The sequence below is a fragment of the Providencia hangzhouensis genome (genome assembly GCF_029193595.2).
In the GTDB taxonomy this organism is placed as follows: domain Bacteria; phylum Pseudomonadota; class Gammaproteobacteria; order Enterobacterales; family Enterobacteriaceae; genus Providencia; species Providencia hangzhouensis.
Genome location: NZ_CP135052.1, coordinates 1971034 through 1990157, shown reverse-complemented (window position 1 = coordinate 1990157; position 19124 = coordinate 1971034). Strand labels below are relative to the sequence as shown.

Sequence of the window (19124 nt, the reverse complement as noted above, 5' to 3'; positions counted from 1 at the left end):
TAACTAAAATAATAATCAGTAATCAAGCCACTATAACAACTAATAAAATATTAAATATACTCAAAACTAAGCACTATAAAAACCAGAAGAAAGTTCTGCAATAGCAACGCCAGAGGCTTTTAAACGGCACATAGCTGCCAACTCATCATTAGCATGAATAAATAGGCAAATTTCTTTTTGCCACTCTAAGATCGCGTTGGCAATCTGCATATCTGATAATGATTCAGACAATTGTTGCATTGCAATACAATCTGTCGCACAGTCATGGCTAAGTAATTTCAGCCCCACAAGCTTATCGCTATCGGCATCATTCATAGGAACAACTTCAACATCCGTACCTATTTTGCCTGATAACCAGCGGTAGCTTTGCGGTAGCCTGTGCACCACCGAAAGACCTAATTTTTCCACAAAGATATCCTATTGATACATTTTAGTATTTTGCCAAGTATTGATATTTAATTTCTTACTTGACCTAACATAGGCTTAAGCCACTCATTCATCGTTCAAACCGAACTTTAAGTTATCCAAAAAGTAACATGAATGTTAAATATCGAATCTTAAATATAACATTAAAAAAACAAAATGTCGTTAAATTTTTGTGACATAAATCATTGCATATTCATTTTAATAGCAAATATATTAAAATATAAACTAATTTTGATCGCTACATCCTAACATCTTGCATAAAACACTTAACTTTTTTTTACATTTGTGAAAAGAAAATAGTAAAGAACAGTTTATTTTTGAAGTAAATCCAAATTTTTATTAATGAATAATGTTGCAATGCATATCAAATCACAAAACATAAATTTAACAAATTCGGCTGTAATGATAATTGATTTAGATCATTTTTCACTAAAGATTATTAATACCACTGCGTTATCACTCGATTTTATCGAGCAATCACTTTTATCTCTAATAGATAAATGAATTATATGGGAAAGTAACTAGAACAAACTTTGATTAGTCCGTTATAAATAATGAAGAAGAGAATTGAGTGTTCTCAGTTTCATCCATGAAACTTGAAAACATATGATTTATTTTGTTTTTTTAGCTAGTAAAACAAATAACATCGAGAGCGCCACGCAAGCAACCATAGAGCCGACCATTGGCCATGCGCTCTGAGCAGGTATTAGTGATAACAAAGTTCCAACGAGTGCGCCAATTGAAAACCTTATTGTTCCTGCCAATGAAGAAACGGTTCCTGCAATATGTGGATAATTATCCAAGATCACTGCCATTGCGTTAGAAGTGATCATCGCTATTCCACTAACATAGACTGCAACACCGATAACCAATGTCCAAAAATCTAATGCAAATGCCGTTGTAACAAGCAACCACACGCCCATCACAAATTGGATAATAATACCAAAGTAAAGCATTTTCTCCGCGCCGAAATGCCTTACATAACGGCTATTAATGGTCGTCATAATAAACAGGAAGATGATATTGATACCAAAATAGTAGCCGAAATTCTGTGGAGATACCCCATTTAAATCGATATACACAAAAGCGCCTGCATTTAAGAACGAAAACATCCCTGCAAAGGAAAATGAGCTCGCTAATATATAGAACAATACTTGTTTTGCTCTAAATAAAGTCGCAAATTGCCTTAATGTTGTTCCAACATGAAATTTTTGCCTTTTGGCAACGGGGAGTGTTTCCCGCACAAAACAGCTCACTAAAATAACGGCGATAACCGCAGCAATAGCGATGCTCCAAAAAATTGCATGCCATGAGAACCAGCGCATTAGCTCTCCCCCTAAAATAGGGGCTAATAACGGTGCGATTGTCATCACTAAGACAACAAAAGACATACTTCTTGAGAATTCATCACGGGTAAACATATCCCGCATAAGTGCATTAATCACAACACTTGCAGCTGCCGCGGCAAAACCATGTAAAAAACGCAACCAAATCAGTGAGTCAATCGATTCAGTGATAGCACAAGCCGCTGAAGCAATTGCAAAAACAACGACTCCACCCAAGATAACAGGTTTACGACCAATGCTATCTGCCATCGGCCCATAAAATAATTGCCCTATAGCAAAACCAAAAATGTAGCTATTGAGCGTCATTTGAATGCGCCCTTCATCTACATTAAAATAATGCATCATCGTCGGGAAGCTTGGCAGGTACATGTCGATGGCCAACGGCATTAACATCGATAATAAACCTAGAATTAGTATCAGCCCCAAATAGGATGAACGCTGCTGTTGCACTCTTTAAACTCCTGCTATTTATTTACGTGGTACGTTAATACTGTTGATCTCTTCTTCCGTCAGTGGACGGTATTCTCCGGGCTCAAGAGTCTCATCGAGCCAAATTTCACCAACGCGTTCACGGTGTAACCCACAAACATGGTTCCCCACCGCAGCAAACATGCGTTTCACTTGATGATAACGCCCTTCACTAATCGTCAACCTGACATCTCTAGGGCTGATAATTTCCAGTTTTGCTGGTTTAGTTAGGTGTTTTTCCCCGTTAAGCATAACGCCCTGAGTAAACTGCTCGGCAACATCATTGGCGATATCGTCACTCAATTGAACTCGGTATGTTTTTTCACAATGATGCTTCGGTGAAGTAATGCGATGTGACCACTGACCATCATCAGTTAATAAGACAAGCCCCGTTGTATCGATATCTAAACGCCCTGCTGAATGCAGTTTTTGTGCGAGAGGCTCATCAATAAAAAAAAGAATTGTTGGATGTGTTGGGTCATCTGTTGAGCAAATATAGCCTTGTGGCTTATGTAACATAAAATAACGCGGCCCAGTAACTTGCACGAGGACATTACCATCATAAGCGACTTCATGATCAATCGTAACTTGAAAGGCCCCTGACTTAACGATTTCATCATCAACCGTTACGAGCCCTGCGCGCAATTCTCGCGCTACCAAACTTCGGCTTATCCCTAATTGCTGGGACAAAAATTTATCCAGTCGCATAGATTCTCTTAACTTGATGGAATGCCAGCGAAGCGTACAATAACGCTCAACTGTCAGAATATAGAGTGAAAGGTTGTTGTGATTGCTATCACATAATTCATTATAACAATAACCCCTGTGAAGTGATAGTTTCACCGCAGCAACTTACATCTTTAGACAGAGTCATCGTTTTAAATTAAATTTAACGTCATTCACCTGATTTAATTACATAATACTGAATAATATGCCTTTTGTATTACGCCCTTACCAACAAGAAGCTGTCAATGCGACGGTTGATTATTTCCGCAAGCAGACTGCCCCTGCCGTGATTGTCTTACCAACAGGAGCAGGTAAAAGCTTAGTGATTGCCGAATTGGCTCGGCTTGCTCGCGGGCGAGTGTTGGTATTAGCCCATGTGAAAGAATTAGTTGAGCAGAACCATGCTAAGTACCTCGCATATGGCCTACAAGCCGATATATTTGCCGCTGGCCTGAACCGCAAAGAATCTCAAAGCAAAGTGGTTTTCGGTAGTGTGCAATCTGTTGCTCGCAATCTTAAGGCATTTGACGCACATTTTTCCCTAGTAATTATTGATGAGTGTCACCGTATAAGTTTGAATGATAAGAGCCAATACCAACAAATTATTCAAGTTTTACAAGCTAATAACCCTTCATTACGTATTTTAGGATTAACAGCCACCCCTTACCGCCTCAACAGTGGCTGGATTTACCAATACCATTACCATGGCATGGTACGTGGTGATGAAAATTGTTTTTTCCGAGAGTGTATTTATGAACTCCCCCTACACTATATGATTAAAAACAAATTCTTAGTTCCACCTGAACGCTTAGACATGCCTGTTTTACAATATGATTTTAGCCAAGTTTCACTAACATCATCGGGTATTTTTAACGAACAAGAACTTAATTTGTCATTAAAAAAACAACAACGCATTACGCCTAAAATTATTGAGCAAGTTATTGAATATGCAACACCGTTACAAGGCTGCATGATCTTTGCTGCGACGGTCGAGCATGCCAAAGAAATTCTGAGTTATCTACCGAAGAATAGTGCGGCATTAGTGACGGCTGAAACCCCAGCAATTGATAGGCAAGCAATTATTAAGCAATTTAAAAATAAAGAATTACATTATCTCGTTAACGTTTCAGTATTAACAACAGGGTTTGATGCACCTCATGTCGACGTGATTGCTATTTTGCGGCCAACAGAGTCAGTCAGCTTATACCAACAAATTGTTGGCCGAGGATTACGCCTTTATGAGGGAAAAACACGCTGTTTAATCTTAGATTACGCAGGTAATCCACACGATTTATTTCGGCCTGAAGTGGGGTCAAGTCAACCAAATTCAACCAGTGTGCCTGTGCAAGTTTTTTGCCCATTATGCCAATTTGCGAATATTTTTTGGGGAAAATGTACCTCTGATGGGCAAATTATTGAACATTACGGCCGGCGCTGCCAAGGCTGGGAAGAAGATGAAAATAAGCAGAAAAAACAATGTGAATTTCGTTTTCGCTTTAAACAATGTCCACACTGTGGTGCAGAAAATGATATAGCGGCTCGTCGCTGTCAAAAATGCCAAGAAGTGCTTACCGACCCTGACGATATGCTAAAAGCCGCCTTAAAACTCAAAGATGCGTTAATTATTCGTTGTGGTGGTATGCAATTCATTACAGGGAGTGATAACAAAGGTGAATGGATTAAAATCAATTATTATGATGAAGATGGAACCTGTGTTTCAGAACGTTTTCGCCTAGCCACACCCGCACAAAAACGCGTGTTCGAATATCGTTTTTTACGTGAGCATCAGCGTGCCCCAGGTGTTCCGTTTAAGTGGAATAATGCAAATGATATATTAGTGCAACAATCTTTATTACGATATCCCCAATTTATTGTCGCGCGCAAAAAAGAACGCTTTTGGGAAATTCGAGAGAAAATCTTCGATTATCAAGGGCGTTTTCGCGTTGCTGCTCCCCTGTCATAACGCGAAAATGATCATAATGATTGCTGGATGGCCGATTTTTCGTTAAAATGCCGCCCGCCTTCCGATATCTTGTTCTCTGAATGGATTATCCTAGGCCAAATCTCGAACCTGCTGCTGGGTCGCCTGTAGCAGGAATTTATATTTTCTTTTTATAGAGAAATAGTAATGTTAACTATCAATGCAATTGAACGTAAAGAGCAGGGTAAGGGTGCGAGCCGCCGCCTGCGCAGAGATAACCAGCTTCCAGCTATCGTTTACGGTGGCAACCAAGAAGCTATCTCTGTAACTCTTAACCACGATGAAATCATCAACCAAGAAAGCAAAGCAGAATTTTACGAAGTTCTGAATCTGGTTATCGATGGTAAAGAAACAAAAGTAAAAGTTCAGGCTGTTCAACGTCACCCATTTAAGCCAAAAGTGACGCACATTGACTTCCTGCGCGCTTAATTAAAGCCCACAGCCGAGCTTTAGAAATTTTCGGGACGCCGAGTAAATAACGCCGCAATTGCGGCGTTATTTATTTCTACCTCTTCAACACCACAACCTATTTAGTACCACGGCGTTGTAATTGATCACGCAAATTAGGTGGTGTGCCACGAATGGTTAACGTATCAGTGACAGGGTCCCAAAAGATACGCTCCCCCATGAGCATCGCATCAAAGCTAATCGTGATCCCGCCACCACTCCCCGAAAACTTCGTTAATTGCTTTAACGTTCCTCTATCGGCAGGGAAACTTTCTTCGAGTTGATAATCATTTTGGCGAGCGAAATCGTCAAAGCTTTGTTCTTCAACCATTGGCAGCTCTTTTGCCAACGCCTGCAGCTCAATTTCCTCTCCAGACTGTAATTGTTCTGTGCAATAACTATGTACTTGCTGGCGATAAGCTTGGCGCGTATTTTTGTCCATTTGTGCATTGTCACAAAAATCATCAAGTGCCTGAACCAAGCCTTTATTCTGAACTTTTGCGTTTAACCCTTCAGATGCAGCCAGAAAATCCATAAAGAAATCAGAAACTTTCCGCCCTACTCTACCTTTTAAGAAAGTTAAATAGCGTTTTGACTCAGGATTGGTCTCCCATTCGGTTAAATCAATACGTGCGACAATATCTGCATGAGGAATATCTAAATAATGTGTCGTGCCTAAGTCCAATGATTCTGTGACAAACATGCTGTCACAACTATTGAGCACCGCAATTAATAAGTATTCGACCGCGAGGTAACGGTATTGACAAAAGAGAACCACGCCCCCTTCCGCAAAAGGATATTTGGCTAATTCATCTTTCAAGCGAACCGTCATCGCACGGCTGAAACCTAAAAATTCTTCTTCGCCCTTACGCAATAACTTTAACGCATCAGCAAGTTCACTTTCTTCGTTAAATTCACCAAATGCTTTACTTTTAGCACTATAGACGCGGTGCAATTCTGCCATCATGTCTTGTACGACACCATCTGCTGTCAATAAAGAATCCCGCAACATCACCTCTAGTGTCTGCTCATCTCTTTTAATTAGCTGGTGTAAAGCTATCTGGTTAATTTCCAGACTCATTGTTGGCTCCTTCGTTATAACGAAAATAATGTTGCGCGTATTCAAACATTGATATTATTCATCTGCAACAGAAACCATCATTTGTTCTATTTTTAGCCTGATTGCGCTGAACTAATACGCACTTTACGAATCTGAATTAACATTATTCCCATTTAAACAAAAATTTGTTGCGAAGAAAGAAGAAAAACCAACTGTGATACGCTATGATATGTAGCTTTCATTAATTTAGGATGTCTCAATTTATGCCACAATCATCTCGCTATAGTGATGAAAAAGTTGAAGGTTTACTTTCTGACCTCGTGAGTGTGTTAGAAAAAAATCACACCCCTGTTGACCTTTCCCTCATGGTGTTAGGTAATATGGTAACGAATCTGCTGAATACGTCGGTTGCGCCTGCGCAACGTAAAATGATTGCAGAATCATTCGCAAATGCATTACTTTCTTCTGTTAAAGAAGATCAATCACACTAATTGATTAATGAAATAAACAGTATGGTCACCCACCTGCGCTACCGTGACAAAGTCTCTAACATGATTGGTTGGGGGCACTGGTTTGCACTATTCAATATACTGCTTAGCCTCGTGTTAAGTAGCAGCTATCTGTTTATTTTTGATTGGCCAGATACCTTAACTGGCCGAATTTATGCTTTCGTCAGTTGGTTAGGTCACTTTAGTTTTGTGGTCTTTGCGACTTACTTGCTAATTATTTTTCCACTGACCTTTATTGTTATGTCTCAGCGGTTGCTGAGGCTACTTTGTGTTGCCCTTGCAACGGCAGGAATAACACTATTAATCTTTGATATCCGTGTTTTTAGTCAATTCGGTTTGCATTTAACACCGCAAGTTTGGGACTTGGTCATCAACCCAACTAAGGGGGAAATGGCTCGTGAGTGGCAACTGATGTTTATCAGTATTCCCATTATCTTTCTTGTTGAAATGTTATTTGCGACTTGGAGTTGGCAAAAACTACGTAGTTTAAACCGCCAAACATTCGGCAAACCTCTGGCGGCTATTTTTATTGTGACTTTTATTATGTCACACCTGATGTATGCATGGGCCGATGCTAATTTTTATCGCCCTATCACCATGCAACGCTACAATTATCCATTGTCGCAACCCATGACAGCTCGCAAGCTACTTGATAGGTATGGCCTATTAGACTTAACCGAACATCAAAATCGTGTATTCCAACAAGGTAGCCCAACGGCACTTAAATTAAACTACCCATTGAAACCTTTAAGTTATTATGACCAAGGCGCTGATTACAACTTATTATTGTTGGTCATTGATGATCTAGGGAATAAATCTCAACAAGATTCTATGGGGGCGTTAAACGAATTTAAAGAAATCAGTACGCAGTTTACGAATCACTACACGGCTGGGCTACGTAACGATACTGCGCTATTTGGCCTATTCTATGGTATTTCATCGACTTATTTCGATAATATTCTCAATGGCCGCCATCCATCAGCGCTAATTGAAGCCTTACAACATCAAGGGTATCAGTTTGGTTTATTCTCAACAGATGGCTTTAATTCTCCATTATTCAGACAAGCTATTTTAGCTGATTACTCATTACCTGCAAAAACTGCAGATAATGACAACTTAACCGTTACACAGTGGAATAACTGGCTAGATAACCTTAAGAACGGCTCGCCTTGGTTCTCTTTCCTGAATATTAAAGGAACACCTGGAAGTGCAAAAACGAATGAACAAATCAATCGCGTAATGGCCGCATTACAGCGTGATAATCGCTTGCAAAATACCATTGTTATTGTGACGGCAAATTACAATAACCAAGGAAAAGCAGAAAACGAATGGTTAGATGGTAAACGCTTCAACCGTGATAATATGCAGGTACCACTGTTTATTTATTGGCCAAACACACCTGCACAGCAGATAGATAAGCTAACAAGCCATCAAGATGTGATGACAACACTGATGCAGCGTTTATTACATGTCAGTAATCCACCTGATGATTACAGCCAAGGTGAAGATTTATTTAGTGTTAAACGTACTTACCCATGGGTGATCACGGGTGACAACGACGATGTTGTCATTACCACAGATAATGCCACCCTCTACATGGATCAAAATGGCCAGTTTAATATCTATGATAAACAAGGTGCCATAGAGCGAAATGAAAAGCCTGATTTGGCTGAGTTGTTGAAAATCTTTACTGAATTAAAGCGTTTTAATGAAAATTAGTGCTTAAATATCAACCAGTCGCATCATAAGTCTATTGCTTTTAGAAGCAAATTGAGTAGTATTAATCAAAGTTCGGCATGTAGCGCAGCTTGGTAGCGCACCGTCATGGGGTGTCGGGGGTCGTAGGTTCAAATCCTATCATGCCGACCAACTTTTTATAGAGAAACCAACCTATTATGGTTGGTTTTTTTGTATGTGTAATCTTAAAAAGGTAAAATGGCGGTAAAATCACGGTAAAATTCCAGCCAGTTTCGAGCCACAACTTCACTCCGTTTTATTTTCAATATAAACCCGACCAATATTGATATCTCTTCAGTGTCTGACTGTTTAGAATTCGCCCACACTTAATCGGGGGATTTATGAACAAAACTCAACTTATTTTATTAGCACTCAATTGTATCAACGAAAACAGAGAGCCATCCCACACAGAACAATCGCTTATTTATGTTTTCTACAAAACAGAGATAGAAAACATGGATTTTTCTATAAATACTTTTATACTCTCAATGACACAAGTTATTAATATATCAATGCTAAACATACAAAAAAGAGAATCGATATTCGATTTTCTTAATGTGCATTTCAACAATGCAGCTATTAAATCTGAAAACAGGAATCGCGATGTCAAATAAAGCTGTAGGTGAGTTTATTAAAATAACTCGGTTAGCTAAAGGTATTTCAACAGACGAAATAGTTAGATCGCTAACAATTACAGAAGATGAATATATTCAGTGTGAAAACGGCACTAACCCTCTGTATGTAGACGATTTACTAACGATAGCAAAACTACTCGACGTAGAAGTGAGTAGCTTGCTATCTTTGCATCATTCTTAATTGCCGCAATTATGCGGCTTATTGTTTTTCCATCTGTTCCGCAGCTTCCTGCTCCGCCCTTTCCGCTTCCTCTGCTGCACGTTTAGCTTCTTCTTGCGCTAATCGCTCTGCTTCTAGCTTAGCGAGTCTCTGTGCTTCAGCTTGCTTTTGATTGTAGGTGGAGTTAGGTGGCATTTCGACACGCATATCTATCCAGCGCGATTCAGGTACGTCACAAGGTTCGTAGTTTTCGAAGTAAACAGGCACGCCTTCTTCATCAAAGTGCTTAATGCGCTTGTTCTGGAAACGTTCTGGCATATCTGCGTTCTGTTGGTGGAAAACAAAAACTTCAATATCACCATCTGGTCTCACCTCGTAATCAATGAGAACCATGTTTTTACCGTTATGGTCTTGAGGAATGACAAAGCCGTTATTGATACCCCATGCACCATCTGCATTAAAGCCTACAACGCCTTTAATGAGGTAATGGCCAACACCAAGGTGCTCCATTTCAACGCCTTCAGATTCGTCGTTTAACTCAATGTCATCAGAGAAGAGTTTTACTACCGGGGAGGCTGCTTTTAAGTTGCCGTTTGAGTCTTTAGTTGTATTTTTTGTGTTATACATGATTGCAGATGTTGAAGATGAACCATCACCATACCCAATTTTCATAATCCCAGACTGATAGCTCACGCTAACACTAAACCAAGTTCCGCCCGTTTTTGCGTAAATGAGCGGGGACCAAACATCCGAATATGATGATGTATTTACTGTATTTCTAAAAATTTGAGAGGCTGTGGACGAATTTTTAAGATAACTTTCCATTTCAGCAGTTGATTGTTTAAGCTCTAAGCCTAAGCCCCCCCAGCCATAATCACCAACTTGCATTAATGTTCCTGATGTTTCAGGGATGCTATGGTCAAACCACGTTCCGTTTTTATTCCTCGACCTTATTTTTGCTATATCGCCTCTACTATCTAACTGTGCACCTACTCCACCAGCAGTGTGCGCCGTTACTTGCCCACCAGATGTTTGAATTGCACCTGTAGCCGAAAGACCTCCCTCAACTGAACCACCTGTTTTATCAAACTTCCCATCTAGCCGCTTATCCATTTCAGCGAATGTTTTTGTTTTTAATGTCGTCCCGTCAGGTAATACAACTGTGATAATTCCCGTTTCTGTAAACATTCGATTCAAAACTTCACTAAATACTGCATTTGCATTGTTCATTGCAACTAGCTTGTTTGCAGCATCAGAAATAGAGTTCACCATCGTTGTTAATATCCGATATGTGCCATTTTTTACGGCCGCTGGAGCCGCGAAAGATAATGTTAACTCAGTGTCACTTTGAATTGATGCGATACTGTTAATGTAAACAGTCGTTCCGTTTTGAATTAAAATAACTTGCTCTGCTGATACAAGTGAGTTGTTGTCTTTCCACTTTGTGTTTGTGCCAGTTACTTTAGTGCTATTTGCTGTTGTTGTGACTGTGCCTGTGTTGTACATAGGATTCTCCGAAATTTAGATACAAAAAAACCGCAATTAAGCGGCCTGTAGGTGTTCATTTGCTTATTTCATACAGTGGTGTTGTTTAAACTCATTTGCATCAGATTGCGTGATAACAAATAGCCCTTCACAAACTTCGTGTGTGACTGTTACAGGGGATTTGCACGCAGCAATAAGCACGACTATTCCTGCGAATATCGCATATTTAATTTTTTTCATATGGTTACCTATGGAAAAGAAAAATAATCAGCAGCGTCTAGAAAAATAGCGGGGGTTGCAGTTCGGGCTATCGTTTGATTGCCATGATAACCACGCTGTTGAGAAGTACTGGTTTGAAACAAACTGATTTGAGACTCACCTAAATTCCCTATATTCAGGTCTCGCCACCAGCCTAAACCACCATCACTGCTGAATATCTCCCCGACCTTTGTCGGTGTGTACATGGGCCGACGAATGGAATCAATATCAATACCTGAACCTAGCGGTATTTGATTTCCCGGAACGGTAATAGGCCTAGTCATTACCCCCATCTGGGAGTTAAACGTCACTTTCCCCTCGAGGTTGCGGATTTTTAAGCCAAAACCCGAGGTGTTGAGTTGAGCTTGTTGCACGTTTGTAAAAGCAACAACCCAATACCACGCAGGTGAATACGCTGTAATGTTGGTGCTGTTTCGATTTCGGCTAACATACCGCCACCACTTTAATTCCTCCCAGCTTTGCACGTTAGATGCCTCTAGTCGGATAAATGATTTATTATCATCGGTGTAAAAGAAAAATACGGCATTCTCAATTGTTAACCCGGGGAAAGTATTCCCGATATTAAATGCATCCGTAATATACACTTTGGCTTTATGAGTCGCATATGCATAACCAAGAGGCGGTGTATTCTCAAGAAAAATAGAACTTCCCATCACTTTTAACCCAAAACCACTGGTCGATTTTTGGGATTCGATTGTCGGGAATGCAATAATTTTTACATAGTTGAGGTCATAATCCATCATCCCCATCACAGTGACTTTCCTGCCATTTGAGCTATAAGCGATTTTGTCCTTTGTCCCAGATACGTAGCGCCTATCGCCACTTTGTGTAAATGTCACCTCTGCTGCACTCAAAGAAACTACTTGAAACCCATATCCTTCAGGTATTTCATTGGGGCAATTCCATTTGTATGTTAGCCAACCACCATCTGGAGATAGACCGTCACTTCTTTTCACATAACGGGTCCAAAGATTTGTTGCTGGGGCTGTGCGTTCATTAAAAACAAACTCACTACCATCAGGATTGCGAATTTTTAATCCATACAGGTTATCAATCATAAGAACCACCCTAACTCTATGATGTATGTATTTTTATATTTAAAGTAATCCCCTTTGCTATTGCGAATGACAGAATAATCACCTTCGTTGCTATTCGTTTCAAATATCCCATTTTCCATATCAATGCGCATACCAGACTTGCCGGGCACGTAGTTTTTTGAACGCATATCCGTCCCCACAATGATTTTTTCAATTGTGGCCTTGTTAATAAACGCTTCATTGATAAACACCTGACCATTTTCGACAAAAAATACGGGCTCTAACTTGCCGCTTGATGGATTGAAAATACCGAAAGTATCTGCGCTGAAACCAATTTGAGTCACGACCTTACCGTTTTTAACGGTGGCCCCCATCATGAATTTGGCGTCATAATATTGGCCGTTCCAGTTAATACCGGTCTTGATTGTATAAATCGCAGAACCATTCCCTTTGTGATCGAAAACAGTTTGCCCACGCAGTTCAATTGCCGCTTTGTTATCGCCAATTTCTGATTTAATGAGTTCGTTAACCTCCGCTTGTGCTTTTTCATTATCAGAAACTGTTTTCTTGAGTGTTGTTATCCTCGCATTAACATCATCAAACTGTGTTTCTAACTTTTCTATCGACTGTGCAAACGCATGATTGTTATCAGCAACAACTTTATCAATACGAGTGATTGACGCTTTAGCCCGTAAAAGTTCTGTGCCTTGCACGTTCTGCTGGGCTGTTAACTGCCCGATAGCTTCAACTTGTGAGCCCTCGGTGTTTGCCATCGTTTGTTCGATATGATTGATTGATGCCTCATTATCTTCAAAGCGTGCTTTTGACTGTTCCTTTGCCTCCGTTAATGCTTTGTCAGTATTTGCGGTCGTTTCAGTTAACTTGCCGATGCTTGCTTGGGTCTCTTCGTGCTGACTCTGTTGCGTCTGTTTAATCTGTGTTGTCGTTTCATCTAATGTTGCAATAGACTCGGTGTGCTGAGTCACTACGGCATTAATGTTAGATAACTCTTCTTTGTTAGCATTGATATCTTTGCCAAGCTCTGCACGCACTTGCTCAGTGTGCTCAGAAGCCGCTTTTTTATCATCAGCTTGAGATTTTCTGATATCAACAAAAGTCGCTTGATTGTCTGCATACTGTGCATCGACTTTCTCAGAAAGCTCAGCGTGGGCTTCTTGCTGATTAGCGATTGCTTTCTGTTGTCGTTCGACACTAGCTTTAACTTTCAAGTTTTCATTATGATTAAGTGTTGTTTGCGCTGTGGTTTGCATAATTGCTTCAGCGTTAGCACTGTCACTGTTAGCAATAGTTTGCTGAAGATTAGCAATGTGTGCATTGTTCTCTTCATAATTACTTTGTTGAGTTTGCTTGAGCTCTGTTTGTGTTTTATCAAGTTCTGCAATAGCTGTTTTTTGCTCATCAACACTACTGCTTATTTTTGATAATTCACGCCCTTGGTTATCAATCCCCTCCTGCAGCTTGTCGTCACCTGTTTTAATTTCAGCACGCAATTGCTCAGTCGTTGACGCAATTGTTTTACCCTGCTCCGCGACAGTTTCTTTTATTTCAGTTATTCCGCTTTCATTGCTATCAATGCGCGCTTCTAGCTGAACACCCATCGTTGCACGGGCTTCTGTCTCTGTTGCAATCGCTTTCTCATTTTTCGTGATTTTCGCTTCGGATTTTAGCTGTTTATCATTCAAAGAGTTAAATTGTGCTGTCGTCTGCATAATTGCTTCTGACATTGACATTTGCTGATCTGAAAAGGCACTGCTGATTTGATTAATATACGCACGCTGATATTCGAATTCTGCGAGTGTCACTTGTTCAAACTTCGCCTGTGACTTCTCGATATTTGCCGTAGCTTCTTCGTTTGTCGTCACACGTGCAGCAATTTTGCCCATACCATCGTTTGTTGCGTTTAAATCAGCACGAACTTGGCTCATTTGCTGAGCAAAAGCTTCATTTGTTGTCGCTAATGATTGCTGCAAGTTATAGACATCTGCGCCAACATACTCAAACTGACTAGAAACTTGAGATTGATAACGCGTAAAGGCTTTTTGATCATCAATAATAATCTCGCGAACATCGAGTATTTCTGCTTTTCGAGTACCTTCTTCCTCCATTAATCTAAAAGTGACATTATTTAAGCTAATTGCATTCTGCATGACAGCTTCATTCACAATTGCAACATCAGTATTGATTTGAACAACTTTGTTATTTAAGTCAATTGTCTTGCTATCAACATTGATAATGTCATGCTTAATTTCGAGTTGTTCGAGCGTTAAGTCTTCAATGTGATCCTTATTGAAGTTGATTTGCTCCTGCAGTTTCTGACCGGCCTCGTTGCTGAGGAATTTATCACCGATAACTTCCAATATTTCATCAGCCCGATCCTCCGGCTTGCCGCTAGCTTCAACAAACTGCGATTTACCCACTGGGTTCACGGTTCTGACATAAACGTAATATGTCTGGCCAGCTTTAAGTTTCCTTCCTTGAATCACCCACATTGTACCGTTGCCGAGATATTCGGCTAGTAACTCAACCTCATTGATATTCGCAATCTGCTTTTCAGAAAACCAAAACTCATACTGCAGGCGCAGCGCATTTTGCCCACCTACATGAGGGATAATCCCTAAACTGAAAAAGCCCGGCTCAACATCGATATAAGACGGTGGGGGCGGTGGGTTAATATCAAATGAAACTGAGGCTTGTTCACCTTTTTGCCCATCTTTATTTTGTGGCGCCACAGAAAGCAGGTAATTCCCTTGCGGTAAATTACCAATGCGATAACGGTTTTCTTGGGTTTTCGCGGTACCAACAATACGCCCCGCTTGAGTTAGTTTGAGGACAAAATCAACACCTCGAACCGCCGTTGCGGTTGTCCAGTTGGCTTCCACTTGCCAGTTGTCACTATCTGCACTGACTTCAACAGAGAGGTTTTCAACTGGGGGAATGTAGCCGCCCAATGGCGTATCGGGCAATGGCTCAAATTTTATCCCCTGGTCAACCATGGCCTCTTTTTCGGGAATATGCTGAACTGCAATAACACCATAAGTGCCATCACCCTTATCAGAAATCGTAATCGCCCTAAATAAGCGACGAGCCAAATCAGGCTGGTTAATACCCCATACCGATTTTGTGGCGACACCTTTTGGTACCGATTCAACTTTAATTTGATTGTTGCCTAAGTATCCTGTCACTTTTACGCGTTCATAACGGCCAGTGGCATTCATTAACGAAATAAAAGCGGTACCAGATTTGGGTTTTATTACTTCTCTATCGAGTGTTAAAACTTTTTGAGTGGCATCAATACCAATGAGCCTACCACCAATAGGATCCTCACCATCTACCCAGTCGTTGTCCATAATTTCGATAATGTCACCGGGAGTATGGCGTAGCCCTTCCGCGCCCACCTCAAACTCAACGGTCTGAGTTTCTAATTTTTCTGTCAATAATATCCACAGACCATAACGCCGAGCTTGTCCACGGCTTGTGCAGCCAAATGCATCAACTCGAAGCACGTTAAGGCCAAACTGAGCAACTAATGCATCATCAGAGACTTGCTCAACGCTAGTTTTCCAACCGTTTTGCGGATCAATAAAACGTACTTCAATAACGGTATGACGGGCTTTTAATGGACTGAAGCTGTAGTGGAAACGACCATTAACCACGTTTGCATTTGTGTAAGGCCAAACAACATCACTAGGACGATCTTGAACAAATGTCATTTGTAGCCCGTTCCACACAGGCATGATGCGCATTATTGAGCACAGGTCACTGAAGTAATCATAAGCTTTTCGAATATCAGTAATATAAGCATTGCAGGTGACTCGAGGCTCTTTATTACCGAAGCCATCAGGTACCAGTTGATCGCAATATTGACCAATAACGTAAAGCGCAAACTTATCAACCTCAGCTATTTTCAGTCTTTTACCTAGCCCAAATCGCTTCGTTGTTAATAAGCTATACAGCACCCACGCAGGATTATTGGTATACGCAGGCTTAAACGTTCCATCCCAAATGCCACTGTATACGCGAGTTTCAGGATTATAATTGTTCGGCACTTGAACAATCAGCCCCCGAACTAAATAGTTACGTGTAGGATATTGATTACCAAACTGTTCACTTTCAAACGTTAGACCCGCGACTGCTGAGCCCGGATAGGTTTGATTAATATCGGTGATTTCGGTGTAACTTGACCAAATAGTATTATTTTGTAATTTATCGCTGTTACTATCTGGCGTTAGACGAACCATGCGAATGCTAAAAGGTGGCGGTGGCAACTTATCGATAATCACAGCCATTAGGTATGGGGAATTACTCCTTTTACCACGGATAGTGATATTTTTTTCAGTTACCCACGAACCATTACGTTGCACCTGAATTTGTAACTCAACCGATGTACCAACACGATCCCCATTATCTTTCACTTCAACCAACGCTTGGGTACCAAACGTTAACCGTAAGCGGTCAATGTTTCGTGAAGTTATTGTGCGAGTTACAGGTGTGCTTTTTTTGATTTCAATACTGACAGGGGTTTCACTTGATGACGATGAAAACCCCTCTAAGACTGGTTGCTCTAAAGTGCCTGACACCCACTGAGCAGTAATACCGTTTACATTACTGTTACCAGAGGAGTCAATAACGGGAGTATTATTAAGATAAACCCCCTTTAAATCGCCAACCGGCCCCTCAATTGGACCTTCACTCACTAAATCAATAATTGATAATTTCTGCCGTGATGTTAAATCGTTTGGCGCCTCATAAGGAGTATGTTGTTTACCGCCGCCTTTACCCATGATTACGTCTCCCCACTACCACCGTGTTTGCCCACATCAATATCTTTTGCGTCACCGTCATCCATGATTTCAATTGCTTGTGAAATCACCCTTGAGCCGCACATAATTTCACCATAAGCAACCGGTACCGCCATCCCCTGCGCCACTGCGTTTTCGAGATTGCTGAAGTACGTGTTCCCTTTTTCTTCTTCAGAACGCGACAAATTGGCAGGCTTAGGTATCGGCGTTAACATTTGCGCGACCCCACCAATCATCATTGCACCACCTGCCAGCATCATCGACGCGCCAAAACTCCAGCCTGCAGGGTTCCACCACCCGATCGCCAAAACGGCTGCGCCGGCAATAAATTGAAATGCACCCCCTGTTTTTGCACCCTCGATACGCGGAACGATGTGAATTACCGCATTTGCCATCAGAGGTTCATGGACACGCTGATGTAATTCGCTGGGGTTAACATCGGATCCGCTAATGCGAATTTGGTACCAGCCATCACGGAATTGTTGTTTTAGATTGGGAATTTGAAGAAATAAGGCATGAAGCCCTTCAGCTGCGGTTTTAATATTTAAATCAAATCGACGGCCAAATCGTTGCAGATCCCCATAAAAGCGGATGGTTGCCAGTCGCGGTAGCGCCAAATCGAGTGAGTCATTCGTTGCCATCTTTCGTTATAAACCTCTCGCTTACTCAATTGATTAGGAACGTGATGCAAAATAGTTTGGTCGCCCAAGTAGATTGCGGCATGATTTGCGCGGGAACTGGCATAGCAACACAAAATAATATCGCCGGGCTGGATATCTCTTTTGACTTGCTTAAAGCCATTTTCCGCTAAGTTATCTAAATAGAGCTCCTTCCCTTTCCGCCACCAATTGTCTTCACGGTCAAAGTCTGGCAATGAGCAACCGGCTAAATGGTAAGCGTCACGGAATAGGCTATAACAATCTGTAGAGCCATGAATAAACTCACGGCCTAATAACTTTGGCACACACTCAAATTTGATAATTTTTTCATCGCAAACCAACCACCAGGGGAGGTTTGTTTTTAACTGGTGCGCTCTATCTGCTGAACTTAAATAGGGATTGCCGCCGGGGTGACTGTGAACAATCGCGATGACTTCACCTATTTGGCTGGCTTGAATGTAGTCTTCAGCCGCAATTGAAAAATGATTTTCAGGGTCGATATGTTGGTTTTCACAAGGAATATAAATCTCGGTACCGTCTTGAATAATCACAAGGCCACACGATTCCTGTGGCGCCATGCGTTTTGCATGTTCCAAAATAGTTTGTTCTAACATGGCGATCCTTATTGACTGAGGCGAGACGAAGAGAGGAAGCAGCCTATTCGGTGTGCGTTATTCCTTAATTTACAATCAGATAAGCGCTTACCGCATTTATCTTTACTGGGGTCTTGAGTTGGGTTGCCGAGCTCATCAGCAACCGGCGCACCCTTATAGCCGCACTCTTCAGAGCGATAGCCAAAATTACATACATCAGAAAGAATGACTCGAGCTGGAAAAGTGGCGCCATCCGTTTCCGTTGGGGCAGCAAGTTCCCATGTTGCTGTTTCAGCATTGAGGCTGGTTAGTTGCTCAATCACCCAGCGACTAACTTGCTCTTGCGTTGGATCTGCATTGTCATTACCACCAGCAAAATTCGCTGCATCGAGGAATTGTGCTGTTGTTTTACGGCGAATAACAATACCCCCTAACCCTGAGTTTAGGCGACTAGCGATACCAAAAATTAGGCCGAACAAATTAGACAGTGAAATAGTTGGGCGAGTCGATGGACCCTTGCCATTTAAATCAAACCCATCCCCCATGATTGGGTAAGGTTCATATTCTTGGCCTTGCCAAATAACCGGTCCTGATGATTCATTGGTACCGTTGTGGAATCGATACCGAATTCCACCTATATTTGTTAGATCTATTTCATAGAGTATAATTTCTGCTTCTGCTTCAAGTTTCGTTGTCGCGATAAGCAATTCTGGTGGGATGTTTTGCATTTATTTTACCCATAAAAAAACCACCCGA

The 19124-nt window shown here is 41.1% G+C and carries 15 protein-coding genes, 1 tRNA gene and 2 pseudogenes; 6 read left to right on the top strand and 12 right to left on the bottom strand.

Going from position 1 to position 19124, the window contains the following annotated elements; translation table 11 throughout:
- Positions 1–66: 66 nt before the first annotated feature.
- From PZ638_RS08810 to rsuA, 3 genes are all read right to left on the bottom strand, one after another.
- Positions 67–408 carry a YejG family protein gene (locus PZ638_RS08810; RefSeq protein ID WP_004260080.1) on the bottom strand — a complete coding sequence of 114 codons (342 nt, stop codon included), beginning with the start codon at positions 406–408 and terminating at the stop codon, positions 67–69.
- A gap of 629 nt (positions 409–1037) precedes the next feature.
- The gene (locus PZ638_RS08805) at positions 1038–2165 is read right to left on the bottom strand and encodes a Bcr/CflA family multidrug efflux MFS transporter (RefSeq protein WP_257468755.1); all 1128 of its coding nucleotides are present in this window, start codon (positions 2163–2165) and stop codon (positions 1038–1040) included.
- A gap of 75 nt (positions 2166–2240) precedes the next feature.
- Positions 2241–2948 (bottom strand): 16S rRNA pseudouridine(516) synthase RsuA, encoded by a 708-nt coding sequence (rsuA, locus tag PZ638_RS08800; RefSeq protein WP_110591852.1) that lies wholly within the window; start codon positions 2946–2948, stop codon positions 2241–2243.
- Positions 2949–3171: 223 nt separating this feature from the next.
- Here rsuA and radD point away from each other — a divergent pair, with 223 nt between their 5' ends.
- Both radD and rplY read left to right on the top strand, forming a co-directional pair.
- On the top strand, positions 3172–4929 hold the full coding sequence (gene radD, locus PZ638_RS08795) for a DNA repair helicase RadD (RefSeq protein ID WP_094960407.1): 1758 nt from the start codon (positions 3172–3174) through the stop codon (positions 4927–4929).
- 165 nt (positions 4930–5094) lie between these two features.
- Positions 5095–5376, top strand: a complete 282-nt coding sequence (gene rplY / locus PZ638_RS08790) for a 50S ribosomal protein L25 (protein WP_004260060.1) — start codon at positions 5095–5097, stop codon at positions 5374–5376.
- A gap of 97 nt (positions 5377–5473) precedes the next feature.
- On the opposite strand, the gene yejK is transcribed toward rplY, so the two are convergent.
- Positions 5474–6475, bottom strand: a complete 1002-nt coding sequence (gene yejK, locus PZ638_RS08785; RefSeq protein ID WP_004260056.1) for a nucleoid-associated protein YejK — start codon at positions 6473–6475, stop codon at positions 5474–5476.
- 242 nt (positions 6476–6717) lie between these two features.
- On the opposite strand from yejK, the gene PZ638_RS08780 reads away from it, so the two are divergent.
- The 4 genes from PZ638_RS08780 to PZ638_RS08765 all read left to right on the top strand — a co-directional run bounded on the left by PZ638_RS08780 (position 6718) and on the right by PZ638_RS08765 (position 9516).
- Complete coding sequence (locus PZ638_RS08780) at positions 6718–6945, top strand: YejL family protein (protein ID WP_004911940.1); 228 nt, start codon at positions 6718–6720, stop codon at positions 6943–6945.
- Between the two features lie 21 nt (positions 6946–6966).
- Positions 6967–8682, top strand: coding sequence for an LPS biosynthesis-modulating metalloenzyme YejM (yejM, locus tag PZ638_RS08775; RefSeq protein ID WP_110591854.1), 1716 nt, complete (start codon positions 6967–6969; stop codon positions 8680–8682).
- Positions 8683–8755: 73 nt separating this feature from the next.
- A tRNA-Pro gene (locus tag PZ638_RS08770) sits at positions 8756–8832 on the top strand.
- 471 nt (positions 8833–9303) lie between these two features.
- Complete coding sequence (locus PZ638_RS08765; protein ID WP_272674209.1) at positions 9304–9516, top strand: helix-turn-helix domain-containing protein; 213 nt, start codon at positions 9304–9306, stop codon at positions 9514–9516.
- Positions 9517–9534: 18 nt separating this feature from the next.
- Here the strand turns inward: PZ638_RS08765 and PZ638_RS08760 are convergent, their stop codons facing one another.
- The 8 genes and pseudogenes from PZ638_RS08760 to PZ638_RS08730 form a co-directional block, all read right to left on the bottom strand.
- Positions 9535–11001 (bottom strand): phage tail fiber protein, encoded by a 1467-nt coding sequence (locus tag PZ638_RS08760; RefSeq protein ID WP_275612132.1) that lies wholly within the window; start codon positions 10999–11001, stop codon positions 9535–9537.
- Between the two features lie 63 nt (positions 11002–11064).
- Complete coding sequence (locus PZ638_RS08755; protein ID WP_172412321.1) at positions 11065–11220, bottom strand: hypothetical protein; 156 nt, start codon at positions 11218–11220, stop codon at positions 11065–11067.
- A gap of 8 nt (positions 11221–11228) precedes the next feature.
- Positions 11229–12317: a hypothetical protein gene (locus PZ638_RS08750; RefSeq protein ID WP_272674817.1), complete on the bottom strand. Its 1089-nt coding sequence runs from the start codon at positions 12315–12317 to the stop codon at positions 11229–11231.
- Positions 12314–12721: pseudogene (locus tag PZ638_RS21305) on the bottom strand (phage tail tip fiber protein); the annotation flags it as partial. The pseudogene PZ638_RS21305 and the gene PZ638_RS08750, both read right to left, overlap by 4 nt.
- A gap of 1884 nt (positions 12722–14605) precedes the next feature.
- A pseudogene (locus PZ638_RS21270) lies at positions 14606–17098 on the bottom strand (TipJ family phage tail tip protein); the annotation flags it as partial.
- Positions 17099–17100: 2 nt separating this feature from the next.
- Complete coding sequence (locus tag PZ638_RS08740; RefSeq protein ID WP_275612130.1) at positions 17101–17757, bottom strand: tail assembly protein; 657 nt, start codon at positions 17755–17757, stop codon at positions 17101–17103.
- Complete coding sequence (locus tag PZ638_RS08735) at positions 17661–18389, bottom strand: C40 family peptidase (protein WP_275612129.1); 729 nt, start codon at positions 18387–18389, stop codon at positions 17661–17663. The genes PZ638_RS08740 and PZ638_RS08735 overlap by 97 nt, the downstream gene beginning before the upstream one ends.
- An 8-nt stretch (positions 18390–18397) precedes the next feature.
- Complete coding sequence (locus PZ638_RS08730; protein ID WP_096863839.1) at positions 18398–19096, bottom strand: phage minor tail protein L; 699 nt, start codon at positions 19094–19096, stop codon at positions 18398–18400.
- Between the last annotated feature and the right edge of the window lie 28 nt (positions 19097–19124).